Annotated in this window: 29 protein-coding genes; 20 read left to right on the forward strand and 9 right to left on the reverse strand. The window is 72.3% G+C overall.

All coding sequences use genetic code 11. The features are described from left to right. The first annotated feature begins 97 nt into the window (after positions 1–97). From AC57BS_RS09325 to AC57BS_RS09345, 5 genes are read left to right on the forward strand one after another with little or no spacing between them, the layout of a single operon-like run. Complete coding sequence (locus AC57BS_RS09325; protein WP_496411147.1) at positions 98–880, forward strand: aminoglycoside adenylyltransferase domain-containing protein; 783 nt, start codon at positions 98–100, stop codon at positions 878–880. A 17-nt stretch (positions 881–897) separates the two neighbouring features. After that, positions 898–1,299, forward strand: coding sequence for a hypothetical protein (locus AC57BS_RS09330; protein WP_496411148.1), 402 nt, complete (start codon positions 898–900; stop codon positions 1,297–1,299). Positions 1,300–1,334: 35 nt separating this feature from the next. Continuing rightward, on the forward strand, positions 1,335–1,880 hold the full coding sequence (locus AC57BS_RS09335; RefSeq protein WP_496411149.1) for an NYN domain-containing protein: 546 nt from the start codon (positions 1,335–1,337) through the stop codon (positions 1,878–1,880). Between the two features lie 14 nt (positions 1,881–1,894). Then, entirely contained in the window at positions 1,895–2,500 is a 606-nt protein-coding gene (locus tag AC57BS_RS09340; protein ID WP_496411150.1) for an acVLRF1 family peptidyl-tRNA hydrolase, read from the forward strand. A 20-nt stretch (positions 2,501–2,520) separates the two neighbouring features. Beyond that, positions 2,521–3,450, forward strand: coding sequence for a phosphotransferase (locus tag AC57BS_RS09345; protein WP_496411151.1), 930 nt, complete (start codon positions 2,521–2,523; stop codon positions 3,448–3,450). A 13-nt stretch (positions 3,451–3,463) separates the two neighbouring features. On the opposite strand, the gene ypfJ is transcribed toward AC57BS_RS09345, so the two are convergent. Continuing rightward, the gene (gene ypfJ / locus AC57BS_RS09350; RefSeq protein WP_496411152.1) at positions 3,464–4,390 is read right to left on the reverse strand and encodes a KPN_02809 family neutral zinc metallopeptidase; all 927 of its coding nucleotides are present in this window, start codon (positions 4,388–4,390) and stop codon (positions 3,464–3,466) included. Between the two features lie 109 nt (positions 4,391–4,499). On the opposite strand from ypfJ, the gene abc-f reads away from it, so the two are divergent. The 4 genes from abc-f (at position 4,500) to AC57BS_RS09370 (ending at position 9,660) form a co-directional block, all read left to right on the forward strand. Next, entirely contained in the window at positions 4,500–6,098 is a 1,599-nt protein-coding gene (abc-f, locus tag AC57BS_RS09355) for a ribosomal protection-like ABC-F family protein (RefSeq protein WP_496411153.1), read from the forward strand. Between the two features lie 28 nt (positions 6,099–6,126). Continuing rightward, entirely contained in the window at positions 6,127–6,912 is a 786-nt protein-coding gene (locus tag AC57BS_RS09360; protein WP_496411154.1) for an enoyl-CoA hydratase/isomerase family protein, read from the forward strand. A gap of 75 nt (positions 6,913–6,987) precedes the next feature. Then, on the forward strand, positions 6,988–8,880 hold the full coding sequence (locus AC57BS_RS09365; RefSeq protein WP_496411155.1) for an ABC transporter ATP-binding protein: 1,893 nt from the start codon (positions 6,988–6,990) through the stop codon (positions 8,878–8,880). 9 nt (positions 8,881–8,889) lie between these two features. Next, positions 8,890–9,660 (forward strand): SDR family oxidoreductase, encoded by a 771-nt coding sequence (locus AC57BS_RS09370; RefSeq protein WP_496411156.1) that lies wholly within the window; start codon positions 8,890–8,892, stop codon positions 9,658–9,660. On the opposite strand, the gene AC57BS_RS09375 is transcribed toward AC57BS_RS09370, so the two are convergent. Continuing rightward, positions 9,604–10,536, reverse strand: a complete 933-nt coding sequence (locus AC57BS_RS09375; RefSeq protein ID WP_496411157.1) for an SURF1 family cytochrome oxidase biogenesis protein — start codon at positions 10,534–10,536, stop codon at positions 9,604–9,606. The genes AC57BS_RS09370 and AC57BS_RS09375 overlap by 57 nt on opposite strands. Positions 10,537–10,605: 69 nt before the next feature. Here AC57BS_RS09375 and moaA point away from each other — a divergent pair, with 69 nt between their 5' ends. Next, positions 10,606–11,595, forward strand: a complete 990-nt coding sequence (moaA, locus tag AC57BS_RS09380; protein WP_496411158.1) for a GTP 3',8-cyclase MoaA — start codon at positions 10,606–10,608, stop codon at positions 11,593–11,595. Beyond that, positions 11,592–12,020, forward strand: coding sequence for a hypothetical protein (locus AC57BS_RS09385; RefSeq protein WP_496411159.1), 429 nt, complete (start codon positions 11,592–11,594; stop codon positions 12,018–12,020). The genes moaA and AC57BS_RS09385 overlap by 4 nt, the downstream gene beginning before the upstream one ends. On the opposite strand, the gene AC57BS_RS09390 is transcribed toward AC57BS_RS09385, so the two are convergent. Further along, complete coding sequence (locus AC57BS_RS09390; protein WP_496411160.1) at positions 12,021–12,224, reverse strand: acetone carboxylase; 204 nt, start codon at positions 12,222–12,224, stop codon at positions 12,021–12,023. It abuts the gene before it with no gap. Positions 12,225–12,400: 176 nt separating this feature from the next. Then, complete coding sequence (locus AC57BS_RS09395; RefSeq protein ID WP_129454389.1) at positions 12,401–12,691, reverse strand: DUF3099 domain-containing protein; 291 nt, start codon at positions 12,689–12,691, stop codon at positions 12,401–12,403. 62 nt (positions 12,692–12,753) lie between these two features. Here AC57BS_RS09395 and AC57BS_RS09400 point away from each other — a divergent pair, with 62 nt between their 5' ends. The 4 genes from AC57BS_RS09400 to AC57BS_RS09415 are packed head-to-tail and all read left to right on the forward strand — an operon-like array spanning position 12,754 to position 16,310. Next, positions 12,754–12,966, forward strand: a complete 213-nt coding sequence (locus AC57BS_RS09400; RefSeq protein WP_496411161.1) for a dodecin — start codon at positions 12,754–12,756, stop codon at positions 12,964–12,966. A gap of 57 nt (positions 12,967–13,023) precedes the next feature. Beyond that, the gene (gene fabG, locus AC57BS_RS09405) at positions 13,024–13,761 is read left to right on the forward strand and encodes a 3-oxoacyl-[acyl-carrier-protein] reductase (protein ID WP_496411162.1); all 738 of its coding nucleotides are present in this window, start codon (positions 13,024–13,026) and stop codon (positions 13,759–13,761) included. Between the two features lie 45 nt (positions 13,762–13,806). Beyond that, positions 13,807–14,577, forward strand: a complete 771-nt coding sequence (fabI, locus tag AC57BS_RS09410) for an enoyl-ACP reductase FabI (RefSeq protein ID WP_496411163.1) — start codon at positions 13,807–13,809, stop codon at positions 14,575–14,577. A gap of 41 nt (positions 14,578–14,618) precedes the next feature. After that, positions 14,619–16,310, forward strand: coding sequence for a Mur ligase family protein (locus AC57BS_RS09415; RefSeq protein ID WP_496411164.1), 1,692 nt, complete (start codon positions 14,619–14,621; stop codon positions 16,308–16,310). A gap of 184 nt (positions 16,311–16,494) precedes the next feature. On the opposite strand, the gene AC57BS_RS09420 is transcribed toward AC57BS_RS09415, so the two are convergent. From AC57BS_RS09420 to AC57BS_RS09430, 3 genes are read right to left on the reverse strand one after another with little or no spacing between them, the layout of a single operon-like run. Then, positions 16,495–16,860, reverse strand: coding sequence for a cupin domain-containing protein (locus tag AC57BS_RS09420; protein ID WP_496411165.1), 366 nt, complete (start codon positions 16,858–16,860; stop codon positions 16,495–16,497). Between the two features lie 25 nt (positions 16,861–16,885). Beyond that, positions 16,886–19,660 carry a cyanophycin synthetase gene (gene cphA / locus AC57BS_RS09425; protein WP_496411166.1) on the reverse strand — a complete coding sequence of 925 codons (2,775 nt, stop codon included), beginning with the start codon at positions 19,658–19,660 and terminating at the stop codon, positions 16,886–16,888. Continuing rightward, positions 19,657–20,637, reverse strand: a complete 981-nt coding sequence (locus AC57BS_RS09430; RefSeq protein ID WP_496411167.1) for a cyanophycinase — start codon at positions 20,635–20,637, stop codon at positions 19,657–19,659. Before AC57BS_RS09430 ends, cphA begins: the two co-directional genes overlap by 4 nt. Before the next feature lie 96 nt (positions 20,638–20,733). On the opposite strand from AC57BS_RS09430, the gene AC57BS_RS09435 reads away from it, so the two are divergent. Then, positions 20,734–21,225 (forward strand): SixA phosphatase family protein, encoded by a 492-nt coding sequence (locus tag AC57BS_RS09435; protein WP_496411168.1) that lies wholly within the window; start codon positions 20,734–20,736, stop codon positions 21,223–21,225. Continuing rightward, complete coding sequence (locus tag AC57BS_RS09440; RefSeq protein WP_496411169.1) at positions 21,222–21,998, forward strand: putative protein N(5)-glutamine methyltransferase; 777 nt, start codon at positions 21,222–21,224, stop codon at positions 21,996–21,998. The genes AC57BS_RS09435 and AC57BS_RS09440 overlap by 4 nt, the downstream gene beginning before the upstream one ends. 3 nt (positions 21,999–22,001) lie before the next feature. On the opposite strand, the gene serB is transcribed toward AC57BS_RS09440, so the two are convergent. After that, positions 22,002–23,219 carry a phosphoserine phosphatase SerB gene (serB, locus tag AC57BS_RS09445; protein ID WP_496411170.1) on the reverse strand — a complete coding sequence of 406 codons (1,218 nt, stop codon included), beginning with the start codon at positions 23,217–23,219 and terminating at the stop codon, positions 22,002–22,004. 167 nt (positions 23,220–23,386) lie between these two features. Here serB and AC57BS_RS09450 point away from each other — a divergent pair, with 167 nt between their 5' ends. Then, positions 23,387–23,833, forward strand: coding sequence for a DUF805 domain-containing protein (locus tag AC57BS_RS09450; RefSeq protein ID WP_496411171.1), 447 nt, complete (start codon positions 23,387–23,389; stop codon positions 23,831–23,833). A 6-nt stretch (positions 23,834–23,839) separates the two neighbouring features. On the opposite strand, the gene AC57BS_RS09455 is transcribed toward AC57BS_RS09450, so the two are convergent. Next, positions 23,840–24,550, reverse strand: coding sequence for an Rv1486c family protein (locus tag AC57BS_RS09455; protein ID WP_496411172.1), 711 nt, complete (start codon positions 24,548–24,550; stop codon positions 23,840–23,842). A gap of 72 nt (positions 24,551–24,622) precedes the next feature. Between AC57BS_RS09455 and AC57BS_RS09460 the strand changes: the two genes are divergently transcribed. Beyond that, positions 24,623–25,429: an ABC transporter ATP-binding protein gene (locus AC57BS_RS09460; protein ID WP_496411173.1), complete on the forward strand. Its 807-nt coding sequence runs from the start codon at positions 24,623–24,625 to the stop codon at positions 25,427–25,429. Positions 25,430–25,458: 29 nt separating this feature from the next. Beyond that, positions 25,459–25,920 carry an NfeD family protein gene (locus tag AC57BS_RS09465; protein WP_496411174.1) on the forward strand — a complete coding sequence of 154 codons (462 nt, stop codon included), beginning with the start codon at positions 25,459–25,461 and terminating at the stop codon, positions 25,918–25,920. Positions 25,921–25,968 lie beyond the last annotated feature (48 nt).

Below are 25,968 nucleotides of genomic sequence, written 5' to 3' on the forward strand. Positions count from 1 at the left end.
CGTAGCCCGCGGACCCCAGCCGGACCAGCGCCGCGGGGACCTGCCCGCGCTCGGATAATCCGTGGCGGCCGGGAGCGTACGGGCGCACACTCCAACCGTGCTGAACCCCCACCCGACGCGCTACGCCGAGCTCAACGGCGTGCTGCACGACCTCGTCACCGGCGCGCAGTCCGCCCTGGGCGAGTCGTTGGTCGGGGCGTACCTCCAGGGCTCCTTCGCCCTCGGCGCGGGGGACCGCCACAGCGACTGCGACTTCCTCGTCGTCGTCCGCGAGCGACCCGGCACCGCGCAGGAGTCGGCGCTCCGCGAGCTGCACGCCGAGCTGCCGCACCGGCCCGGCTTCTGGAACCGTCACCTCGAGGGGTCGTACGCCGTCGCGGGGGACCTGCGCACGGCGGACGGGCTCGGCCGCGAGTGGCTCTACGTCGACCACGGGTCGGACCGGCTCGAGTGGTCGGAGCACTGCAACCAGCCCTGGACGCGATGGATCCTCCGCGAGCACGGCATCACCCTCGCCGGTCCGTGCGCCGTCGAGGTCGTGGCCCCGGTGCCGGACGACGTGCTCCGCGAGAGCGCCCGCGCCGGGCTGGCGACGCTCGCCCACGACGTCCTGGACTGGTGCCCGCCGACCGTCGCGTGGTGCCAGCGATACCTCGTGGTGCAGGCGGCGCGCAGCCTCTACACGGTGCGCACCGGCGAGGTGGCCAGCAAGCGGGACGCCTTGCGCTGGGCGATGATGCACGGCGACCCCAGGTGGCGCCCGCTGCTGCAGCAGGTGCTCGCCGACCGGGACCTCGGCCTCGACCCGCTGGCCCCGCCGCGGCCCGGCTCGTTGGAGGCGGCCCGCGAGTTCGCGGCGTACGTCGCGGCCGTGGCCTAGGTCGATAGGGTGCGGCCATGGAGGAGCCCGAGGTCGACCCCAGCACTGTCGACACCAGTGAGATCGCGTTCGACCACGAGGAGCTGCGGGTCTTCTGGGACCTCGCCCGCTTCCACGCCAAGCTCAACGCGGCCCCGACCTACTTCGGTCCCACGACGCTCGAGTCCGTGCCGCCTCCCGCCTGGGCCTACGGCGAGTCGGCCGAGGAGTCCGACGCGTTCGTCGCGCAGGTGCTGGCCGACGAGAAGGGCAGCACGACGGCCGCCGAGGCCGACTACGCCGGCGAGCTGCCGCAGAGCGGTGTGCTGTCGATCCTGTGCGACGGGTCCGGCGTCCCGCGGGCGCTCGTCGAGGTGACCGACGTGGCCATGGCCGGTGGCGAGGTCGTCGAGTCCTTCAAGGTCGTCTACCAGGCCTGACGGCCGGCCCCCGGCCGGTGTGGGAGAGTCCTCGCATGGCCGAGCGGATGACCTACCTCCTCGTCGACGGGGAGAACATCGACGCCACCCTGGGCACCTCGATCCTGGGCCGGCGGCCCCGTCCGGAGGAGCGTCCGCGTTGGGACCGTCTGCTCGAGTGGGCGGAGCGGGCCTTCGACCAGGACGTCACGGGCCTGTTCTTCCTCGCCGCGACCACCGAGATGCCGACGAGCTTCGTCCAGGCCCTGCTGGCGATCGGCTTCAAGCCGATCCCGCTGAGCGGTGAGGGCAAGGTCGTCGACATCGCGATCCAGCGAACGGCCGAGGCGCTCGTCCACCGCGACGCCGACGTGGTGCTCGTCAGCCATGACGGCGACTTCGTCGAGCAGGTCTCCGCTCTCTGCGACGGCAGCCGTCAGGTCGGGGTCATCGGGTTCACCGAGTTCGTCAACTCCCAGTTCCGCAACCTGCCCGGACTGCGCATCTTCGACCTCGAGTACGACCTCGGTGCCTTCAACTCCGCGCTGCCGCGCACCCGGGTCATCCCCATCGACGAGTTCGACCCGCTCGACTTCCTCTGAGGACGGACGTCACCGTGCCCCACGTCCTGGTCCCCGTCGCGCGCTGGGAGCGCTGGGTGGCCAACTTCGCCACCGGCCACGGCGGCGCGACGCTGTCGGTGGACGACGGCGCGCTGTGCGGGGAGGCCGCGGACGGCTCGCACTTCACCGCGCGCCTGCCCTTCGGGGCGTCGTACGCCGGCGACCCCGAGGCGGCGGCGTTCGTCGCGTCGGCGGTCGCGCCGGGGGAGTGGGGGGTGCTCCTGGTCCGCAAGGGCGGGTTCGCCGTGGCGCGGCTGCGGGGCACCGACCTCGTCGAGCACAAGGTCGGGCAGCGGCACGTGCAGGGCCGCACCAAGGCCGGCGGACAGAGCCAGCAGCGGTTCGCGCGGCGCCGCGACAACCAGGCGCGGCAGGCGTACGAGGCCGCCGCCGACCACGCCGCACGGATCCTGGGCGGCGTGCCGGTCGTGTCCACCGGGGGCGACCACGCGGCGGTCGACGCCGTGCTGGCCGATCCGCGCCTCACCGGTCTCACGGTGGTCGAGCCGTGGCTGGCGGTGCCCGACCCGCGCCGCGCGGTGCTGGACGCGGCGATCGCCGACACGCAGGCGCTCCGGGTCGATGTCGTCAACGCCTGAGTTCGGCTAGGTTCACCACCATGGACGGGTCCGGCGCGACGGCCTGGCAGCCGGAGCCGGGGTGGCAGCGCCTCCCGGGAGCGGGGCCGGCCACCGTCGGTCTGTGGTCCGCGCGCACGGGCGGTCGCGACGTCGTCGTGAAGCGGCTCGCGCGCCCCGACCCGTACGACGGCGCCGGCCCGCTCGTGCCCGCCGACGTGAACTACTGGAGGCGTGCCGCCGACGTCGCCCTCAGCGGCGTGGTCGCGGACTCGCCCGGGCTCCGCGAGGCTCCGGTGGTGCGGGTGGACGAGGACGACGAGGGGATCACCCTGGTCCACGTCCGGGTGGAGCTCCACGATGCCCCCGGCCTCTGGCTCGCCGCCTGCCTCGGGCGGTTCGCCGCGGCCGACCTCGGTGCCCACCCCTGGCTCGCCCGCGACCAGCTCCGCAGCCGGCTGGCGCTGGTCGAGCGCCGCGGCGGCTGGCGCACCCTCGCGCGCACGCCGATGGCCGACATCGCCGACCACCTCTGGCGGCACAGGACCGTGTGGCTGGACCGGTGCGACACGTTGCCGCAGGTGGCGCAGCACGGTGACCCGTCCTCCGCCAACATCCCCGGACGGGTGCCCGAGGGCGAGGGGGCGATCGCCATCGACTGGGCCCACCTGGGTCGCGGCCCGGTCGGTGCGGACCTCGGCTACCTCTCCCTCGCCACCCGCGAGGACGTCGAGCCCCTCGTCGAGGCGTACGTCGACGCGCTGCCGTCAGGCCTCGCCTCAGCCGACGATGTGGTGACCGGCGCGCGCGTGATGGCCGTCTACACCGCCCTCACCCGGCTGGACTGGGCGCTCGCCCGGGTCGCCGACGGGGAGGGAGCGCTGGCCGGCAAGTTCCGCCACCCGAGCGTCGCGCCCTACATCTACGCGATGCAGCGCCAGGTGGGGCACATCGAGGCGCTGCTGGCCTGAGCGCCGGCCCTGCTCAGAGCTCGCTGGCCGAGAAGGTGTCGCACGAGTCGAGCGTGCCCTCCTCGTAGCCGCGGCTGAACCACGCCATCCGCTGCTCCGACGAGCCGTGGGTCCAGCCGTCGGGGTCGACGCCCTGGCCGGACTTCTGCTGGATGCGGTCGTCACCGACGGCCTTGGCGGAGTCGAGCGCCTCGGCGATGTCGCCGTCGTCGAGGGTGAGCAGCTCGCTGTCCTCGGCGTAGGCGGTCCACATGCCGGCGTAGCAGTCGGCCTGCAGCTCGAGGCGCACGGCGTCGGAGTCCGCGCCCTGCTGGGTGCGGACCTTGCCCATGGTGCCCATCAGGTTCTGGATGTGGTGGCCGTACTCGTGGGCGAGGACGTAGGGCTCGACGAAGTCGCCACCCTGGCCCCCGAGCTGCTGCTCGAGCACCTGGGGGAAGAACGTGGTGTCGAGGTAGATCTGCTGGTCACCCGGGCAGTAGAAGGGTCCGACCTGGGAGGTCGCCTGGCCGCAGGCGGTGTCGACGCCACCGGCGAACGTGTTGATCGTGGACGGCTGGAACTGGACGTCGCCCTGCTCGGGCAGGGTCTCGCCCCAGTAGTCCTCGAGGGAGACCGCGACACCGAGGCGGGCGCAGTCGGGGTCGTCGTCCGCGTCGGCGCCGGTCTTGCAGTTGGCGTAGCGCTCGTCGCCGGTGTCGATGCCCTCGGGCTGGGCCTGCGAGCCGGAGCCTCCGCCGGGGCTGGGCAGGCCACCGCCGCCCCCCACGCACTGGGTCAGCACGACGAACAGGATGACGATGATGAGGCCGCCGATGCCGCCGCCGGCCCGGGTGCCGCCGGGCAGCGGGATCCGCATCCCCCCGCCGCCGCGACCGCCGCTGCCGCCGACGTCGCGGACGCGACCGCCGCTGATGTCTGCCTTCGGGTTGAAGCGCATGGGAGTCGCCTTTCCGCGGTTCTGGAGGGCTGGGACAGCCCTTCGCGCACAGTAGCGCGAACGCCGCCGATGGGGCTCCCGGAGCCACCCCTTCGTAGGATGGCGCCCGATGATCACCGCCCAGAAGCTCGAGGTCCGAGCCGGCGCGCGGCTCCTCATGGAGGACGTCACCTTCCGCATCGCCGCAGGCGACAAGGTGGGCCTCGTGGGGCGCAACGGCGCCGGCAAGACGACCCTCACCCGCATCCTCGCCGGCGAGGGCCAGCCCGCGTCCGGGCAGGTCCTGCGCAGCGGCGAGGTCGGCTACCTGCCGCAGGACCCGCGCGTCGGTGACCCCGAGGTCATCGCCCGCGACCGGATCCTGTCCGCTCGCGGTCTCGACGAGGTCGTACGCCGCCTGCGCGAGGCCGAGGTCGACATGGCCAGCGAGGACCCGAAGGTCCACGAGCGCGGGATGAAGCGGTGGACGCGCGCCGACGCCGAGCTGCACGCCGGTGGCGGGTACGCCGCGGAGTCCGAGGCCGCGCAGATGGCCGCCGCGCTCGGCATCGAGGAGCGCCTGCTCGCCCAGCCGATCGGCACCCTGTCCGGCGGCCAGCGCCGCCGCGTCGAGCTCGCCCGGATCCTGTTCTCCGGCGCCGAGATCATGCTGCTCGACGAGCCCACCAACCACCTCGACGCCGACTCGATCGTCTGGCTGCGCGACTTCCTCAAGGCCCACCGCGGCGGCTTCGTCGTGATCAGCCACGACAACGCGCTGCTCGAGGCGACGGTCAACAAGGTCTTCCACCTCGACGCCAACCGCGCCGTCATCGACGTCTACAACATGGGCTGGCACAACTACCTCACCCAGCGCGAGGACGACGAGAAGCGGCGCAAGCGCGAGCGCCAGAACGCCGAGAACAAGGCGAAGGTCCTCACCGACCAGGCCAACAAGATGCGGGCCAAGGCCACCAAGGCGCAGGCCGCGCAGTCGATGCTCAAGCGGGCCGAGAAGATGATGGCCGGCATCGAGTCCGAGCGCCAGGCCGACAAGGTCGCGCGGATCGCGTTCCCCGACCCGGCCCCGTGCGGCAAGACGCCGCTGATGGGCACCGAGCTGTCGAAGTCCTACGGCTCGCTCGAGGTCTTCACCGCCGTCGACCTCGCGATCGACCGCGGCAGCCGTGTCGTCATCCTGGGGCTCAACGGGGCCGGCAAGACCACGATGCTGCGCATCCTGGCCGGCGTCGACCAGCCCGACACCGGCGAGGTCGTCGCGGGCTACGGCCTCAAGATGGGCTACTACGCCCAGGAGCACGAGACCCTCGACGTCAACCGCACCGTGCTGGAGAACATGCACAGCGCCGCCCCGGAGTTGACCGACACGCAGGCCCGCTCCGTGCTGGGGTCGTTCCTCTTCTCCGGCGACGACGCCCACAAGCCCGCCGGCGTGCTGTCCGGCGGCGAGAAGACCCGCTTGGCGCTGGCGATCCTCGTGGTCTCGAGCGCCAACGTGCTGCTGCTCGACGAGCCCACCAACAACCTCGACCCGGCCTCCCGCGAGGAGGTGCTGCACGCGATCCGCAGCTACACCGGGGCGATCATCCTGGTGACGCACGACGAGGGAGCCGTACGCGCGCTCGACCCCGACCGGGTGCTGCTCCTGCCCGACGGCGACGAGGACCTCTGGAGCGACGAGTACGCCGACCTGGTCTCCCTCGCCTGAGGTTACCGACGGGTAGTAACCTCGGGCCATGACTCCCGAAGACCTCGCCCCCGTCGGCCTCCGCCTCGACATCGACGGCCCGGTGGCCACGGTGACGCTCGACCGCCCCGACGTGCGCAACGCACAGACCCCGGCGATGTGGATCGCGCTGGGCGAGATCGGTCGCACGCTGCCGGACGAGGTCCGGGTCGTCGTGGTGACGGGGGAGGGGGAGACCTTCTCCGCCGGGCTCGACCGGGCCATGCTCGACCCGTCGACCTCCGGCCAGGAGAGCGTGGTCGGCCTGCTGGCGCTCACCGACGACGAGGCCTCAGCGCGCATCGACGAGTTCCAGGGCGGCTTCACCTGGCTGCGCGACCCGCGCTTCGTCTCGATCGCCAAGGTGCGCGGCTACGCCATCGGCGCCGGGTTCCAGCTCGCGCTGGCGTGCGACCTCCGGGTGGTCGCCGACGACGCGAAGTTCTCCATGAAGGAGTCGGCCCTCGGCCTGGTGCCGGACCTCACCGGCACCAAGCCGCTGGTCGAGCACGTCGGCTACGCCCGCGCGCTCGAGATCTGCGCCACCGCGCGCGTGGTGCCCGCTGAGGAGGCCGTCCGCATCGGGCTCGCCACCGCATCCGCGCCGTCCGCCGACCTCGACGCGGCGGTCGCCGACCTCGCCGCAGCCCTGGTCGCACCGATGCCCGGCGTCGTGCCCGAGACCAAGACGCTGCTCCAGGGGGCGGCCGACCGCGACCTCGACGAGCAGCGCCGGCTCGAGCGGGAGGCGCAGGTACGTCGCTTCCGCGCCGTCGCCGCCGCCCTCGCCGACTGATCCTCGTCCCCCTCAGGAACACTGGGGTCCAGCCGGGCGTTCTGCCTGGGACGGACGGGCAGAGGGAGAACACGCATGTCGATGGGACCGGGGGCAGGTGGCCCTCCATGGCGGTTCCTGCGCAGCGACCGGAGCGTCATCGACAACAAGATCGAGGGACGGACCGTACGCCGCGTGCTGGGGTTCGCCCGCCCGCACCGGCGCCTGATCACGGCGTTCCTCGCGGTCACGGTCGTCGACGCCGCCCTCGTGGTGGCTCCGCCGCTGCTGCTCAAGGCGATCATCGACGACGGGGTCCGCACCGGCGACGTGTCGCTGGTGGTGTGGCTCGCAGCCCTCGTCGCTGTCGTCGCGGTGGTCGACGCGGGATTCGGGTTGATCACCGGGTGGCTGTCCAGCCGCATCGGTGAGGGCCTGATCTACGACCTGCGCACGCAGGTGTTCGCCCACGTCCAGCGGCAGTCGCTCGCCTTCTTCACCCGTACGCAGACCGGCGCGCTGGTGAGCCGCCTCAACAACGACGTGATCGGCGCGCAGCGCGCCTTCACCTCCACCCTGCAGGGCACGGTGTCCAACATCATCGCCGCGGTCGTGGTGGGCGTGACGATGCTGTTCCTCAGCTGGCCGGTGACCCTGCTGTGCCTCGCGCTGTTCCCGATCCTGCTGATCGCCTCGCGGCTGGTCGGCAACAAGCTGGCCGACCTGTCCCGCCAGCAGATGGACGGCAACGCCGACCTCGGCAACGCCATGACGGAGCGGTTCAACGTCGGCGGCGCCATGCTGCTCAAGCTCTTCGGCCGGCGCGAGGTCGAGGACGTCGCCTATGCCCGCAAGGCCGCGGTCGTGCGCGACCTCGGGGTGCGCATCTCCCTGCTGACCCGCATCTTCTTCGCCGCCATGACGCTGGTGCCGCAGCTCGCGACCGCGCTGGTCTACGGCATCGGCGGCTGGCTCGCCATCCGTGGCGACCTGTCGGTCGGCACGATCGTCGCGCTCGGCGTGCTGCTCACCCGGCTGCTCGGCCCCCTCCAGGGTCTCTCCAACGTCCGGATCGACGTGATGACCGCGCTGGTCAGCTTCGACCGGGTCTTCGAGGTGCTCGACCTGCCGTCGCTGATCCGCGAGAAGCCCGACGCGGTCGTCCTCCCGGCCACCGCCTCGCGACTCGAGTTCGACCACGTCGCCTTCACCTATCCCCGTGCCGACGAGATCTCCCTCGCCTCGCTGGAGACGGTCGCGCGCACCGAGTCCCGCGACACGGGCCGGGTCCTGCACGACGTCACGTTCACCGCCGAGCCCGGGCAGATGGTGGCGCTCGTGGGGCCCTCCGGCGCCGGCAAGACCACCGTGACACACCTCGTCGCGCGTCTCTACGACGTCGAGTCCGGGGCGGTGCGCGTCGGCGGCCACGACGTCCGCGACGTCACTCTCCAGTCGCTCGAGGACGTCGTCGGCTACGTCACCCAGGACGCGCACATGTTCCACGACACCATCCGCGCCAACCTGCTCTACGCCCGTCCGGACGCCGTCGAGTCCGACATCTGGGCCGCCCTCGAGGCGGCGCAGATCGCGACGCTCGTGCGGGCCCTGCCCGACGGCCTGGACACCGTCGTGGGCGACCGGGGCTACCGCCTCAGCGGTGGCGAGCGGCAGCGCCTCGCGATCGCGCGGCTGCTGCTCAAGGCGCCCGCCGTCGTCGTCCTCGACGAGGCGACAGCTCACCTCGACAGCGAGTCCGAGGCCGCGGTCCAGCAGGCGCTCGACGCGGCGCTCGAGGGGCGTACGTCGCTGGTGATCGCCCACCGGCTCTCCACCGTGCGCAACGCCGACCTGATCCTCGTCCTCGAGGACGGTCGTGTGGTCCAGCAGGGCACCCACGCCGAGCTGCTCGCTGCCGGCGGGCTCTACGCCACCCTGCACGCGACCCAGTTCCGCGAGGGCAGGACCGAGTCCACCATCGCTGGTTAGGTTGGGGTGATGGACCTCGAGCTGACGGATCGCGTCTTCATCGTCACGGGGGGAGCCCGCGGACTCGGCCGGGCCAGTGCCGACGTGCTGGTCGCGGAGGGTGCCCGGGTCGTGCTCTCGGGCCGCTCGCAGGGGACCCTGGACGAGGGTGTTGCCTCGTTGAACGACGCGGCGGGCCGGGAGGCCGCCGTCGGGGTCGTCGCCGACAACGCCGAGCGGACGACGCCCGCCCGCCTCCTGGCCGCCGCCGAGGAGGCGTGGGGCCGGCTCGACGGTGCCCTGATCAGCGTCGGCGGCCCGCCCAAGGGCCGGGTGGGGGCGATCACCGACGAGCAGTGGAGCGCCGCCTTCGAGTCCGTCTTCCTGGGCGCCGTACGCCTCGCTCGCGAGATCGGCGACGCCCTGCCGGCCGGCGGCTCGCTCGGGCTGGTCCTCTCGAGCAGCGTCCGGGCGCCGCTGCCGGAGATGGCGATCTCCAACGGCCTGCGCCCGGGTCTCGCGATGGTCGCCAAGACCCTCGCCGACGAGCTGGGCCCGCGCGGCGTACGGGTCAACGGGCTGCTGCCGGGCCGCATCGCCACCGAGCGGGTCGCCGAGCTCGACGCCACGACCGGGGACGCCGAGGCCGCGCGGCGCGCGGCCGAGGCGACGATCCCGCTCGGTCGCTACGGCGAGCCCGAGGAGTTCGGCGCGGTCGCGGCGTTCGTGCTCTCGCCGGCGGCGTCATTCCTGACGGGCGTGATGCTCCCGGTCGACGGCGGTCTCCTCCGCGCCCTCTGACGCGTCCCTCGACTCACCTCCTGGCTCATCTCCTGGCTCAGCGCCCGAGTCGAGCCGCTCGCGCATGGTGCGACGACGCGCCCGCGCGGGCTCGGCCCGGCCCGGGGCGGTGCGCTCGGGGGCCGGTGCCTGGTTGTTCCCCCAGGGGCCGCGCCCGCCGCGCCACTCGTCGTAGATGAGGTAGAAGAACCCGAAGATCGCCAGCCCCCCGAAGAACCACCACTGGAGGCCGTAGAAGAAGTGCGGACCCTCGTCGAGCTCGGGGAGCTCGACGGGCTCCAGGGCCGTCTCCGGTTCAGGTGACTCCGAGCGCAGGTCGACCCAGCCGCCGAGCACCTCACGACCGATCGCCTCGCCGATGCGCTCGCTGTCGACCGCCCGGGTCGACTGGTCGCTGACCTCGGTGCTGTCACCCTCGGCGTCGCGGCGCACCCAGCCGGTCACGGTGACCTCGCCCGACGGTGGCTCGGGGACGTCCGCGCTGCTCGCACCCCGGTTGTCCGTGGCGTACCAGCCGCGGTCCACCAGCAGGCTGGTGCCGTCGGTCAGCTCGAGCGGGACGACCACGTCGACGCCGGCGGCCCCCTCGCGGGTGCGGTAGCGCACGATCACGGTGTCCTCGACCGCGTAGGTGCCGGTGGCCTCGACGATGCGCCACTCGTCGGCGAGGGCGACGTCCCTGCCGGGCGCCAGCACCTCGGCGACGGGGGCGGCGCCGGCCTCCTCGTTGCGCTGGATGATCTCGTTGCGTTCCTGGCGGTCCTCGAGTCGGTGGAACTGCCATTCGCCGAGCCGCCAGGCGACCCAGGCCAGCGCGACGACGACGAGTGCGAAGACGATCCAGCGGCGCGAGACCAGGAACCGCAGCTTGTGCACGCGTCGAGGTTATCCGGCGCGTCCTGAGCGTACGGCGGGTGCCTCGGGCCCGCTCGTTAGACTGTGACAGTGACGACACCGCTGGCAGACCGCTTCGGACGCGTGGCCACGGATCTTCGTGTCTCGCTCACCGACCGCTGCAACCTCCGCTGCAACTACTGCATGCCCGCGGAGGGCCTCGACTGGCTGCCCACCGACCAGACGCTCACCGACGACGAGGTCGTCCGGTTGATCACCATCGGCGTCGAGCGCCTCGGCATCCGCGAGGTGCGCTTCACCGGTGGCGAGCCGCTCCTGCGCCGCGGGCTGGTCGACATCGTGGCCCGTACGCACGCGCTCGGCGTGGAGACGTCGCTGACCACCAACGCACTCGGCCTGTCCCGCACCGCGCAGGCCCTCGCCGACGCCGGGCTCGACCGGATCAACGCCAGCATCGACTCGGTGCGCCCGGAGACCTTCGCCACGATCACCCGCCGCGACCGCCTCGCCGACGTCGTCGCCGGTCTCGAGGCGGCCAAGGCCGCCGGGCTCGGGCCGGTGAAGCTCAACGCGGTGCTGCTGCGCGGCACCAACGACGACCAGGCCGCCGAGCTGCTCCGGTGGAGCGTCCAGCACGGCTACGAGCTGCGATTCATCGAGCAGATGCCCCTCGACGCCCAGCACGACTGGAGCCGGGCCGCCATGGTGACCGCCGACGAGATCTTCGACGCGCTGTCGGCCGAGTTCACCCTGACTCCCCACGGGGAGCCGCGGGGGAGTGCGCCCGCCGAGCTGTTCGACGTCGACGGGGGTCCGGCGACCGTGGGCATCATCGCCTCGGTCACCCGCCCGTTCTGCGGCGACTGCGACCGCGTACGCCTCACCGCCGACGGCCAGGTGCGCAACTGCCTGTTCGCCCGCGAGGAGTCCGACCTGCGTACGTCCCTGCGGTCCGGTGCCGGTGACGAGGAGATCGCCGAGCGCTGGGTCATCGCCATGCGCGGCAAGCGCGCCGGCCACGGGATCGACGACGAGACCTTCCTCCAGCCCGACCGGCCCATGTCCGCCATCGGCGGATGAGCGAGGTCGACCCCGCAGCGGCGCCGTTCAGCTCGTGGTTCGGCCCGATCGCCTGGTGGAGGTTCGCGATCCTGGCGGCCATGGGGGTGGCAGCCCACGTGGCGCTGCCTCACGTGTTCGAGGCGGCGGAGGTCCGTCCTCTGCTCCTGATCGGCGTGCTCGTCGTCGGAGCCGTGCTGGGCGTCCCGCTCGGCCGTCACGACGCGAGACGCGCCGTGCGTCCCAGCCGGCCCGACCGGACCGCCCTCCCCGGCGCCGGGACCATCTTGGTCGGCCTCACCGGCACGGCACTGATCCTCGCGCAGACGCTGTCCGACGCCGTCGTGGTGCACGTCCCGCTGCTCGTCGCAGCCCTCGGCGCAGCCGGGTCCACCGGTGCACGGTCGCGGGACCGTGCCCTGACGCCCGAGGGCTCGCCGGGCTAGTCAGCCCGCCGGAGGGTGCGGGACGACGTCCTTGAGGAACCCCCGCGCCCCGAGGAAGTCCGAGAGGGAGGCGCGGTGCTCGTCGCACGCGAGCCACGACTTGCGGCGCTCGGGGGCGTGGATCTTCGGGTTGTTCCACTGCAGGTCCCACACGGCGTCGGCCTGGCAGCCCTTGGCCGAGCAGATGTCGCGGTCGAGGTCCATCGACGTCCTCCTCGGGCGTACGTGGTGCAAAGAGAAGTGCCGGACAGCCACGGGGGGAAGCTGTCCGGCACTTCGACGCTGACGCAGACGGGGGATGCTGCGCTCGCTGAAAAGATCATTCCATGGGTGTGGGTGAAAACCAAACTTTAGATGCGGCCGTGTCGGGCGACATTTCCTCAGTCTTCGTCGCTGCGAGCCGTCAGTTCGTGTGCCCCCGCGCCGTCAGGGAGCCTGAATCCGTCGTCACGCTGGTTCTCCGCGTTGGCGACGACCACGGCGAGGAAGGGGAGGAAGACGGCAGCAGCCACCAGGATCCACCGCAGCACCCCGTCGCCGACGAACACGGCGGCCAGGAAGCACACGGTGCGGATGGTCATCGAGATGGCGTAGCGACGCTGCCGCGTGCGCATGTCCTCGGCCGCGCTGCTACGGGCCGTGGTGATGCGCACAGCGTCGGACTTGGCCATGCTGCGAGTGTACGTCGCTAGGCTCAACCGACCACGTCCAGCCGTCGAGCAGGAGGAACCCCATGTCCAACCGCACCTACCGCGTCACCGAGATCGTCGGCACCTCACCGGACGGCATCGACCAGGCCATCCGCAACGGCATCGAGCGCGCCGGCCAGACGCTGCGCCACATCGACTGGTTCGAGGTGACCCAGGTCCGCGGCCAGGCCAAGGACGGCTCGGTCGAGCACTTCCAGGTCGGGATGAAGGTCGGCTTCCGTCTCGAGGACGAGTGACCACGTCCCGGAACCCGCGTTTCCCCGTACCGAGCGGTAATCACTAGCGTCGGGAGGGTGAGCGAGATTCCCGGATCCAGCGCCCCGTCCGAGCCCCGTTCGGTCCTCGTGACCGGCGGCAACCGCGGCATCGGCCGCGCGATCGCCGAGGCGTTCATCGCCCAGGGCGACAAGGTGGCGGTCACCACCCGGAACGGCGGGGCGCCAGAGGGCGCGCTCGACGTGCGCTGCGACATCACCGACCCGGACGCCGTCGAGGCGGCGTTCAAGCAGGTCGAGGAGGCGCACGGCCCGGTCGAGGTGCTGGTCGCCAACGCCGGCATCACCAAGGACACGCTGCTGCTGCGGATGAGCGAGGACGACTGGTCGTCGGTCATCGACACCAACCTCACCGGCACGTTCCGGCTGGCCAAGCGGGCCGCCAAGGGCATGCTGCGACTGCGCCGCGGCCGGATCATCCTCATCTCCTCCGTGGTCGGCCTGCTCGGCTCCGCCGGACAGGTCAACTACGCCGCGTCCAAGGCGGGCCTCGTCGGCATGGCGCGCTCCCTGGCCCGCGAGCTGGGCAGCCGCTCGATCACCACCAACGTGGTCTCGCCGGGCTTCGTCGAGACCGACATGACCGACGTGCTGACCGACGACCAGAAGGCCGCGATCAAGACGCAGGTCCCGCTCGGCCGCTACGCCTCGACGGCGGAGGTCGCCTCCGCCGTCACCTGGCTCGCGTCCGACGGCGCGGCGTACGTCACCGGGGCCGTCATCCCGGTCGACGGCGGCCTCGGCATGGGCCACTGACACCGACCACCTGACGGCCCCCGGGTCACACGAAGGGACACACTCATGGGAATCCTCGACGGCAAGCGCATCCTCGTCGCCGGCGTCACGATGGACAGCTCGATCGGCTTCGCCACCGCGAAGGTCGCGCAGGAGCAGGGCGCGACCGTGCTCATCTCCAACTTCGGCCGCGCCCTCGGCATCACCAGGCGGATCGCCAAGCGGCTGCCGCAGGAGGCGCCGGTGCTCGAGCTCGACGTCACCGACGAGGACCACCTCGCCGGCCTCGCCGACCAGGTGCGCGAGCACGTCGACGGCCTCGACGGCGTCGTGCACTCGATCGCCTACGGCAACCCGGAGACCCTGCTCGGCGGCAAGTTCATGGACGGTCCCTGGGAGGACGTGGCCCAGGCCGTGCACGTCTCGGCCTACTCCCTCAAGTCGCTCGCCGTCGCGACCAGGCCGCTGCTGTCACGCGGTTCCTCCATCGTCGGCCTGACCTTCGACGCCACCACCGCGTGGCCGGCGTACGACTGGATGGGCGTGGCGAAGGCCGCGCTCGAGAACACCAGCCGCTACGTCGCCCGCGACCTCGGCCCCGAGGGGATCCGCTGCAACCTCGTCTCCGCCGGCCCCCTGAAGACCCTGGCCGCCAAGGCGATCCCGGGCTTCGAGGACCTCGAGTCGGCGTGGAAGGACCGCGCCCCGCTCGGCTGGGACGAGTCCGACCACACCCCGACCGCGCAGGCCGTGGTCGCGCTGCTGAGCGACTTCTTCCCGGCGACCACCGGCGAGATCGTCCACGTCGACGGCGGCTTCCACGCCATGGGTCTCTAGGGGCCTGTGGGCAGCGCGCGGGCCTTCGATAGTTTCCCCGGGTGACCTCACTCGTCGAGCTGCGCGTCCTCGAAGGACCGAACCTCTACTTCCCGCGTGCGGCGGTCAAGCTGACCCTCGACGTCTCCACCATCACCGAGGCGGGCGAGGAGACGGCCCTGCGGTTCGCCCGGCGCATCGGGTTGCGGACGACGCGGCCGGGAGCCGCAGGCTCGGGCTTCCGCCAGCGGTTCGCGCTGCGGGCGGTGGAGCGGCTGGTGCGCGCCATCGCCGCCGAGGCGGGCACGCGGCGCCTCGCCGTGCGCGTACGCCCCACCAGTGACCCGGACGTGGTCGTCGTCGCCTTCCCCTGGCGCAACCGCGGCCGCGCGCGGGCGCTCGGCGAGGCGGTCGCGCACGCCCTCGACGCGCTCCCGACGCCCGACGTCGAAGCCGCCGTCAGCGCTGCCGCCCAGGAGGTCGCCGCGGCCCCGAGGGGCGACCGGCCGACGACGATCACGCCGACCATCCCGGTGGTCGCGGTGACCGGCACCAACGGCAAGACCACGACCAGCCGGATGATCGCCCACATCGCGCGCACGAGCGGGCTCGTCGTCGGCTGGTCCAACACCGACGGCATCTACCGCGACGGTGTGCTCGTCGAGGCGGGCGACTACTCGGGCCCCTCGGGCGCCGGGCGGGCACTCGGGCTCGAGGGCGTGCAGTTCGCGGTGACCGAGACCGCGCGCGGCGGAATCCTGCTCAAGGGGATCGGCATCACCCGCAACGACGTGTCGGTCGTGACCAACGTGACCGCCGACCACCTCGGACTGCAGGGCATCGACACCGTCGACCAGCTCGCCGAGGTGAAGTCCGTCGTCCCGCGGATCACCCGCAAGGACGGCTGGGCCGTGCTCAACGGCGACGACCCGCGCGTGCTCGCGATGAGCGCGGTGGTCTCCGCACAGCCGTGGATCTTCAGCCGCGACCCCGACTCACCGGCCGTCCGCGAGGTGCTCAGCCACGGGGGCGGACGCGCCACGACGGTCATCGACGGGTGGATCACCGTCCTCGCGCCCGGGGTCGACCCCGACCCGCTCGTCGAGCTCGTCGACGTGCCGATGACGCTCGCGGGGCTGTCGCGGTTCAACATCGAGAACGCGCTCGCGGCCGCCTCGGCCGCGCTGGCGATCGGGCTGTCCCGCGACGACGTGGTCGCAGGCCTGACCTCGTTCCGCCCCGACGCCGAGCACAACCCGGGCCGGATGAACTTCTTCTCCCTGCCCGGAGAGGTCAGCGTCGTGATGGACCTGGCGCACAACGAGGCCGGGCTCGAGGCGTTGCTGGAGATCATGTCGGGCGTACGCCGCCCCGGCGCGCGCCTGCTGCTCGGCCTCGGTGCCGTCGGCGACCGCACCGACGAGCTGATCGGCGCGCTCGGCGAGATCGGTGCCAAGGGCAGCGACGTGGTCGCGATCGGCCACAAGGAGCGCTACCTCCGCACCCGCACCATGGACGAGGTCGACGACCTGCTGCGCGCGGGCGCTGCCCGCGTCGGCGTCACCGACATCGACACCTATCCCACCGAGGTCGCCTGCCTCGCCGCCCTGGTCGACCGAGCGCAGCCCGGCGACGTCGTCGGGCTGATGTGCCACGCGGAACGGCAGGAGGCGTACGACTGGATCGCCGCGCACGGCGGCACCCCGGACAACCCCGAGACCCTCCGGCAGAAGGTGCGCGCGGCGAGCGCGTGAGGTCAGGGCTGGGGGCTGCTCGGCCCCGTCCAGCGGTGAGTGAGACATGTTCTGACGTCTCGGAAGGTGTCTGGCACACCGCTACGAGGCGTGTCATCGGACGACGCGTCGCTGAGCGGTGGTGGAGCGACATTCCCGGGCGTACGCAGGTGGCTGAGGCACCGCCCGGCGCCAGGGCCTGGCCTCAGACGTCGCCGGGGTCGACCTGCTCACCGGGTGCGCCGATGTCGAGGTCGCCCTCCACGATCATCGCCGTCATGCCGCGCGGCGACCGGGTCTCGTGCACCTCACCGGGCTCCCAGACCGCGGCCTCGCCGGCACCGAGGCGGCGTACGACCAGCTCGGCACCGCTCACCTCCGCCTCGCCGGACAGCACCACCAGGAGCTGTCGGCCCGCCGCCGGGTGGCGGCCGATGGTCCCGCCCGGCGCCAGGGTCACCGCCACCAGGTGCGCGTCGGCGCTGATGCCGAAGGCGCCCACCGAGAAGCCGCGGCTGCCGTGGACCTCGATCGGCCGGTGGGGCAGCTGCGACAGGTCGAGGACCCTCACTCAGCACACACTCCTGTGGCCACCCTCACGAGTCCGTCGCGGGCGGCGTGTAGTCCGGGTCGGCGGACGGCGCGTCGGGGTTGGCCGCCGAGCCGGCCTGGGCGACGTCGGACCACTGCTCGAGCTCCGCCATCACCTCGGCGTGCTTGTCGACGCACACCACGACGAGGTCGCCGCGGTTGGCGCGGCTCATCGCGTGGCGTACGGCCTCGATCTCCTCGAGGACCAGCTCGGCCTGCTTGCACCGGGCGCCGTCGTCCATCGCGGCGCGTACGCCGTCGAGCACCAGCTGCGCGGTCGCACCACGCTCACGGCCGCGCAGGGCGACGTCCTCACGGATGATGCAGACGTCGAAGTGCTGGGCTGCGATCTGGCCGAGCTCGACCATGTCCTGGTCGCGCCGGTCGCCCGCCGTGGCGATGATGCCGATCCGCGACGGTCGGGCCAGGTCGTGCGAGGACTCGAGCGAGTCGCCGACGCGGTCCACGAAGTCGCCGAGCATCCTCATGCCGGGCGCGTTGTGGCAGTAGTCGACGATGACGTTGACGCCGTTGACGTCGACCTCGTTGAGGCGGCCGGGGGAGAGGTAGTAGTTGGTCGAGAAGGTGCGCAGGCCCTGCCGGATGTCGTGCAGCGGTGCGCCGGCGGCGAAGGCTGCCGCCGCGGCTGCGAGGGCGTTCTGGACGTTCATCCGCGCGCGGCCGCTGAAGGTCGCGGGCAGGAGGTGGGTCCACGCCAGCTGCATCTCCCGGCGGCCGTGCTGCACGACCATCATCTCGCCGCGCTCGGTGGGGTTGAGGACGATGGCCTTGCCGCCGCGGCGGCAGTGGGCGTCGATCATGTCGCGCACCTCGCTGCCGGGCTCCTCCATCGAGAACCACACGACCTGGCCCGAGCACTTGCGGCGCATCTCCCGCACGAGCGGGTCGTCCGCGTTGAGCACGGCGTGCCCGTCGCGCGGCACCGCCTCGACGATGACGGCCTTGACGTCGGCGAGCTGCTCGACGGTGTCGATGCCGCGGAGCCCGAGGTGGTCCGGCTGGACGTTGAGCACGACAGCGACGTCGTTGCGCTCGTAGCCGAGGCCCTCACGGAGGATGCCGCCGCGGGCGACCTCGAAGACGGCGAAGTCGACGCGGGGGTTCTGCAGCACCATCCGGGCCGAGCGCGGACCGGACGCGTCGGCCCTGATCACGAGCCGCTCGTCGATCACCACGCCGTCGGTGGAGGTCATGCCGACCTTGCGGCCCATGCCCTTGAAGACGTGGCTGATCATCCGGCTGGTGGTCGTCTTGCCGTTGGTGCCGGTCACCGCGACGATCGGGATCCGGGACGGGGCACCCGGCGGGAACAGCATGTCGACGACCGGCTTGGCGATGAACTGCGGCTCACCGATCGTCGGGTGCGTGTGCATCCGGAAGCCGGGAGCGGCATTGACCTCGCAGATCGCGCCGCCCGTCTCACGCACCGGCTGGGTGATGTCGGGACAGATGAAGTCGATGCCGGCGATGTCGAGGCCGACCATCCGCGCGGCCTCCTCGGCGATCTCGACGTTCTCCGGGTGCGCCTCGAAGGTGCGGTCGATCGAGATGCCGCCCGTCGACATGTTGCCGGTGAGGGCGAGCTTGACCATCTCGCCCTCGGCAGGCACGGAGTCGAGCGTGTGGCCCTGGTCGGCGAGCACCTCGACGGCCGCCTCGTCGACCTTGATCCGGGTCAGCACCTTCTCGTGGCCGACGCCGCGGCGCGGGTCGGCGTTGGTCAGGTCGACCAGCTCCTCGACCGTCGACGTGCCGTCGCCCGTGACCGACGCGGGCACGCGCTCGGCGATCGCGACCATCCGGCCGTCGATGATCAGGCAGCGGTAGTCCTTGCCGGTCACGAACGACTCGACGATCACGTTGCCGCGGCGCGACTGGTCGTGCGCGATCGGGAACGCGGCGCGTACCTCGTCGTCGCCCTGCAGGTCGAGACAGACGCCGCGGCCGTGGTTGCCGTCGAGCGGCTTGAGCACGACGGGGTAGCCGATGCGGCGCGCGGCGGCGACCGCCCCGTCCTCGGTGCGGACCGACTCCTGCTTGGGCACCGGCAGCCCGGCGGCGCCGAGGAGCTTGGTGGTGAGGTCCTTGTCGGAGGCGATGTCGACCGCGATCGAGGACGTCTCCGAGGTCATCGTGGCGCGGATCCGCTTGGCGTGGACGCCCTGCCCGAGCTGGACGAGGGAGTGCTGGTTGAGCCGGATCCACGGGATGTCGCGTGAGACCGCCTCGTCGACGATCGCCTGGGTCGACGGGCCGAAGGCGGTGCGCTCGGCGCGACGGATGAAGTCGTCGCGCTCGGTCTCCCAGTCGAAGTCGGGGTCGCCCTCGACGAGGTGGTTGACCAGGCGTACGGCGAGGCGGCCTGCCGTCAGGCCGACGTTCTCGTCGATGTAGCCGTAGATGATGTTGTAGCGGCCCGGCTGACCCTTGACCTGGCGGGTCTTGCCGCGGCGGATGTCGTGGCCGACGAGCTGCTGCAGGGCCAGCGCGACGTGCTCGGCGACGTGGCCGAGCCAGGTGCCCTCGTTGAGCCGCTCGAGGAAGCCGCCGCGGCGCCCGCGCGAGCAGGAGTGCTCGCGCAGGCCGGGCAGCATCGCGACGAGGTCGTCGGTGAAGCAGGGGAGGGTGTTGGTGGGGAACTGCTCGAGCGAGCCGAGGTCGACCACGAGGTGGATCGACTTGTCGTAGGACCAGACGTTCGCTCCGCGGTAGACGCGGGTCTCGACGATCTCCAGGTCCGGGGTGGGCCGCTCGCTCATCGATTCTCTCCCTGGGTCGGGTCGGGGGTCTGGCGGGTGGTCGTACGGCGGAGCTTGAGGCGCCGGCGGATCGCGGCCGGGGTGGCGTCGGCCGCAGCGATGTCGCGGGCAAGCTGGCGCAGGTCCCGGGTCGCCTCGGCGAGCTCGTGGGCGTCCTCGGGCTCGATCACCTGCTCCTGCGGCAGGAGCGCGCGGGTGGAGAGGTTGAACACGGCGCCCTCGGGCAGCGTGTGGAAGACGACGCCGCTGGCCAGCAGGGGCGAGGAGCGGGTGGCCTCGTAGGCGTTGGACACCATGCGGGAGCCGTCGAAGACCGTCACCGCGCCCTTGCCGAGCACACGCATCACCATGTCGCCGTCGACGTCCTCGACGAGGCCGCACGTGTCCTCGTCGACGCCGATGCCGAGCAGCTGGGGGCTCTGGGCCACGATCATCAGCAGCCGGCCGTAGCGGTTGCGCTGGTCGAAGTGCTGGTCGATCACCGCCGTGTCCACCAGGCCGAGACCGGCGGCGACCTGGGTCATCCGCTGCTTCGGCGTGGCACCTCCGACGCCGAAGGCCACCATGTGCGAGGACTGGATGCTGGCGCCGGCCGAGGTGCCGGCGACGACTGCACCGCGCTCGTGGGCGCGCATGATCGCCTCGCCCACGGGGGTGCCGCACACGATCGAGGAGAGCTTGAGCTGGTTGCCGCCGGTCATGAACACGCCGGTGGCCTCGTCGAGGGCCTTCACGAGCGCGGGGTCGTGGGCCTGCTCGCGCGACTCGGGGCGTACGGAGTCGACGCGGGCCGCACCGAACTTGGTGAACAGCGCGTCGTAGACGTCGACGACCTCTCGTCCGAGCGAGGACGCGGTCGGGATCACCGCGATGCGGGCGTCCCGGCCCCCGCTGAGGGTCACGAAGTGCTTGAGGATCGTCGGCTTGCGCATCTTGTCCTCGGCGCCACCGATGATCATGAGTGGTCCCTTGGGCATGACAGGCAGGCTAGCGGCTGGAAGGCTGGACCCGAGCACGAGTGGGGCAGGACTGGGAGGGACGCCGTGGAACGTGTGCCGAGACGGCTGGTCGTGATGCGACATGCCAGGGCCGAGCACAGCGCACCCACCGACCACGTCCGCGCGCTCGCGGACAGGGGTCGGAGCGACGCGGAGGCTGCCGGTCGCCGGCTCCGCGAGCACGGGCTCGCTCCCGACTCGGTGCTCGTCTCCGATGCCCTGCGCACCCGTCAGACCTGGGAGCACGTCGCCCTGGGTGCGGGCTGGGACGAGGGCCTCGCCGACTTCTCCGAGGCGCTCTACGCTGCCGGCACCGACTCCGCGTTCGACCTCCTCCGCGAGACGGACGCCTCCGTCCGGACGCTGGTCGTCATCGGCCACAACCCGACGATGGCCTCGCTGGCCGAGCTCGTCGACGACGGCGAGGGCGACGCGGAGGCGACCACCGGCATGCTCACGCGCGGGTTCCCCACCGCGGCGGTGGCGGTGTTCACGGTCGAGTGCGTGTGGTCGGACCTCGGCCCGGGGCAGGCGCGGCTCGACGCCTTCCACCTCGGCGACGCGTGACCCACGCCCGGGTGGTCGCGCGGCTCCGCGCGGCCGGGTGCGTGTGGGCCGAGGCCGAGACCGAGCTGCTGCTGGAGGCGGCCGGCAGCGAGGCCGAGCTCGAGTCGCTCGTCGCCCGACGCGTCGCAGGGGAGCCCCTCGAGCTCGTGCTGGGATGGGTCGGGTTCCTGGAGCGGCGGCTGCGGGTGGCCCCCGGTGTCTTCGTCCCGCGCCGACGCACCGAGCTGCTGGCCCGTACGGTGCTCGGCGAGTCGGCGGCCAGGAGCCGGCCGGGTGACGCGGCGGCGGTCGTGGTCGTCGAGATGTGCTGCGGGGTGGCACCGGTCGCGGCCTGCCTGCCGGACGACGTGGAGGCGCACGCCGCCGACGTCAGCGCCGCCGCCCTGGACTGTGCCCGCGCCAACGCGCCCCTCGCCGCCCTGCACGAGGGCGACCTCTACGACGCGCTGCCGCGGGGGCTGCGGGGCCGGGTCGACGTGCTGGCCGCCAACGCGCCGTACGTCCCGACGGACCGCATCGCCGACATGCCGCCGGAGGCCCGCGACCACGAGCCCCTCGTGTCGCTCGACGGCGGTGCGGACGGCGTCGACCTGCACCGTCGCCTCGCCGCGGCCGCGGCCGAGTGGCTAGCGCCTGGGGGAGTGCTGGTCGTGGAGACCGGTCGGCCCCAGGTGGCCCTGACGTCCAGGGCGATGGCGGCCGCCGGCCTGACGACGCGGGTCGTCGAGGACCCGGCGGTCGGCGGGTGCGTCGTCGTCGGGCTCGGGCCCTAGGAGTCAGGGCGTCAGGGGCGGTGCGGGCGTCACGATGCCGACCGCGGCGTCGGCCTCCTCGATCTGCTCGCGGGAGATGCCGAGCAGGTAGAGGATCGCGTCGAGGTAGGGGACGTTGACGGAGGTGTCCGCGGCGTCGCGCACCATCGGCTTGGCGTTGTAGGCGATGCCGAGCCCGGCCGCGTTGAGCATGTCGAGGTCGTTGGCGCCGTCGCCGATGGCGATCACGGCGTCGAGGGGCACGCCGACCTCCGCGGCGAACTCCCGTAGCGCCGTCGCCTTGCCCGCGCGGTCCACGACGTCGCCGACGATGCGGCCGGTCAGCCGGCCGTCGACCACCTCGAGCTCGTTGGCCCGCGAGAAGTGGATGCCGAGGTCGGCGGCGAGCCGGTCCGTGATCTGGGTGAAGCCGCCCGAGACGATCGCGAAGCGGTAGCCCAGGCGACGCAGCGTGCGCACCATGGTGCGGGCGCCGGGCGCCAGGACGATCGAGTCGTAGACCTCCTCGAGCGCCGACTCCGGGACGCCCTCGAGCAAGGCGACCCGTTCACGCAACGACGCCTCGAAGTCGAGCTCGCCGCGCATCGCCGCCTCGGTCACCCGGGCGACCTCGGCCTCCTGGCCGGCATGGGCGGCGAGCATCTCGATCACCTCGCCCTGGATGAGCGTGGAGTCGACGTCCATCACGATCAGCCGGATCCCGCGACGGTGCAGCGAGTCGCGCTGGACGGCGAGGTCGATGCCCTGCTTGACCGCCTCGACGGCGAGCAGCGGTCGCAACGTGTCGGCCGGTGCCCCCGAGACGTGCAGCTCGATGGCGGTGACGGGATAGCGCGCCATCCGCTCGATCTTGTCGATATTGGCCCCGGAGTCGGCGATCCGTCCGGCGATGGCCGACATCGCGGACGCCTTGAGCGGGTTGCCGATGATCGTGATGTGCGACCGGTCGCCCTGCCTGCTGCGGTTGTCGCCGGCACCGCGCTCGACCTCGACGTTCATGTCGAGGTCGGCGGCGGTGCGCTCGATGACGTCGCGCAGCTTCTTCCAGTCGCGGGGTGCGGTCACGAGGATGCCGAGCACGAGGCGGCGTCGCAGCACGATCTGCTCGATGTCGACGACCTCGACCCCGGCGCCGGAGAGCGCGGCGAAGATCGCTGAGGTGACGCCCGGCCGGTCCTTGCCCGTGAGGGTGACCAGGAGAGTCTTCGGCTCGTCTTCCATGGTGGAGGAAGGCTAGCCCCGCACGTCGTGGCCGGGTGCCCGGGTCCGCGCCTCGGGCGGGGCGAGAGCCCCTGCGGCCGGGGTGCTGGTCCCGCGCCGCCGGATGCCCTACGGTGCTGCCGCTGGCGGTCCGGTCCTCGGAACCGCCCATACACAGGGGGTAATCCATGGACTTCATGACCGCAGTCCGCACGTGTCTGTCCAAGTACGTCGACTTCTCCGGACGCGCGCGTCGCTCCGAGTACTGGTACTTCGCCCTGTTCTCGTTCCTGGTCGGCATCGTCACCAACATCCTCGACGCGGTCATCGGCACCGACTACGACGGCGCCACCAGCGGCGGCCTGATCAACACCGTGGTCAGCCTGGCCCTGTTCCTGCCGAGCCTCGCCGTCGGCGTACGTCGCCTGCACGACACCGACCGCAGCGGCTGGTGGATCCTGATCGGCCTCATCCCGATCGTCGGCTGGATCCTCATCATCGTGTGGTTCTGCACCGACTCCAAGGCCGACAACAAGTACGGCCCCAACCCCAAGACCGGTCCGGCCGGCTACGAGGGTGGCTACCCGCCGCCGCCCCCCGCCGCGCCCTACGGCAGCGGCCAGTACGGCGGCTGAGCCCGCCTAGGCCGGAGGCCACACCTCGGGCGAGCACGCCGCGACGATCGCGCGGCGTGCCGCCCGACCCAGCGGCTGGAGCAGCGCGCGGCGTCGTTCCACCTCGTACGCCGACAGCGCCCCGCCGTCGTCTGCGAGCGCCAGGTCGACGATCGTCCACGCCTGCAGGCCGCGCGCCGCCAGCTCGACGCAGCGTGCCGGCGTGCCGAGCGGCGCGTCGACCGCGGGTCGGTGGTGCAGGTTCATCAACGCGTCGGCGGCCTCGGGACGCCAGCGCGCGACGTCGAGGTCGGCGAGGTCCCCGGCCGCCCCGAGCAGCTCCTCGCGGAGCCCGCGGTCGGCCTCGCCGACGTCGGGCAGCTGGCGGCGGGCCGCGTCGTACGTCCGCCACTGCATCGTCTCGCCCTGCTCCTCGGGCACGAGTCCGAGGTGGCCGACCACCACCGCCTGACCGGCCTCGAGCGCTGCTGTGTTGAAGGCGGGCGGTCCGCCGAGGCCCAGCGGGTCGCCCTCGACGGGCAGCGCCAGCCCGGCGTACGTCGCGCCGGTGCCGCGGGCGCGCACCAGCAGGTCAAGGGCCGAGCCTCCCTCGAGGAGGTGGGTGGCGTCGGCCAGCTCGTCGAGCACGTGGTCGGTCTGCTCGTGGCCGCGCAGCCATGCGGTGAGCCACCAGGCGAGCGTCGCCGAGTGGGGGAGGGCGGGGACGGTGGACGACATCGCGGCGAGGCTACTCCGCTGCTCGTCGTGTCCGGCCCGGTGGAGGGGCAGCTGCTGGATAGGGTGAGGAACATGGTCGCCGTCGTCGAGTTCGCTGGCGTCACGGTGCGCCGTGGTGCATCGCTGCTGCTCGACGACGTGAGCTGGCTGGTCGAGGAGGACGAGCGCTGGGTGGTCCTCGGCCCCAACGGAGCCGGCAAGACCACGCTCCTGCAGGTCGCCGCGGCCCAGCTGCACCCGACCTCGGGGGTCGCCGGCATCCTCGACGAGGTGCTCGGCACCACCGACGTCTTCGAGCTGCGTCCGCGCATCGGCCTGACCAGCGCCGCGCTCGCCGACCGGATCCCCAGGAGCGAGCTCGTCAGGGACGTGGTCGTGTCCGCGTCCTACGGCGTGGTCGGCCGCTGGCGCGAGGAGTACGCCGACCTCGACCACGACCGGGCCGCGGGCCTGCTGGCCGAGGTCGGAGCGAGCCACCTGCTCGAGCGGACCTTCGGCACCCTCAGCGAGGGCGAGCGCAAGCGGGTCCAGATCGCCCGCGCCCTGATGGCCGACCCCGAGCTGCTCCTGCTCGACGAGCCGGCCGCCGGCCTCGACCTCGGGGGCCGCGAGGACCTCGTCGCCACCCTGTCGCACCTGGCCCTCGACCCCGACTCACCCGCGACCGTGCTGGTCTCCCACCACGTCGAGGAGATCCCCCCGGGGTTCACCCACGCGCTCCTGCTCCGCGAGGGACGCGTGGTCGACTCGGGACCGGTGGAGGACGTCGTCACGGCCGAGACGCTCTCGGAGACCTTCGGGATGCCGCTGCTGCTCAGCCGGGCCGACGACCGCTTCGCGGCGCGACGTCGCCCCGCCCAGCGGGTCGCTCCCGCCTGACGTCAGCATCCACTGGATAAGGTCGGGGCATGGACTGGATCCGCGACCACCTCTGGGAGACCTGGCTCGCGCTCTCGATCGGCCTCGGCGTCGCGGAGATGTTCAGCCTGGACCTGATCCTGGCGATGCTGGCGGCCGGTGCCGTGATCGGGATGGCGGCCGCGCTCCTGGGCCTGCCGGTCTTCGTGCAGATCCTCGCCGCACTCGCCGCGTCGACCGCGATGCTGGCCTTCGTCCGTCCGGCCTTCGTCAAGCGCCTCCACGGCGGCCCAGAGCTCTCGCTCGGCCACGGCAAGCTGGTCGGCACGCGGGGGCTCGTGACCGAGGAGATCACCGGGCTCGCGCCCGGGAGGATCAAGGCCGGCGGCGAGGTCTGGACGGCGCTGCCCTACGACGAGAACCTGCGGATCGCCCCGGGGGAGACCGTCGAGATCCTCCAGATCAAGGGCGCCACGGCCTACGTACACCCCGTGGCGACGCTCGAGCCCTGACCCGACGCCTCGGGTCCTTTCATCCGCACCACCCAACGCACATCACAA

It is taken from the genome of Nocardioides sp. BGA-UO-ETr-FS32 (genome assembly GCF_059567905.1).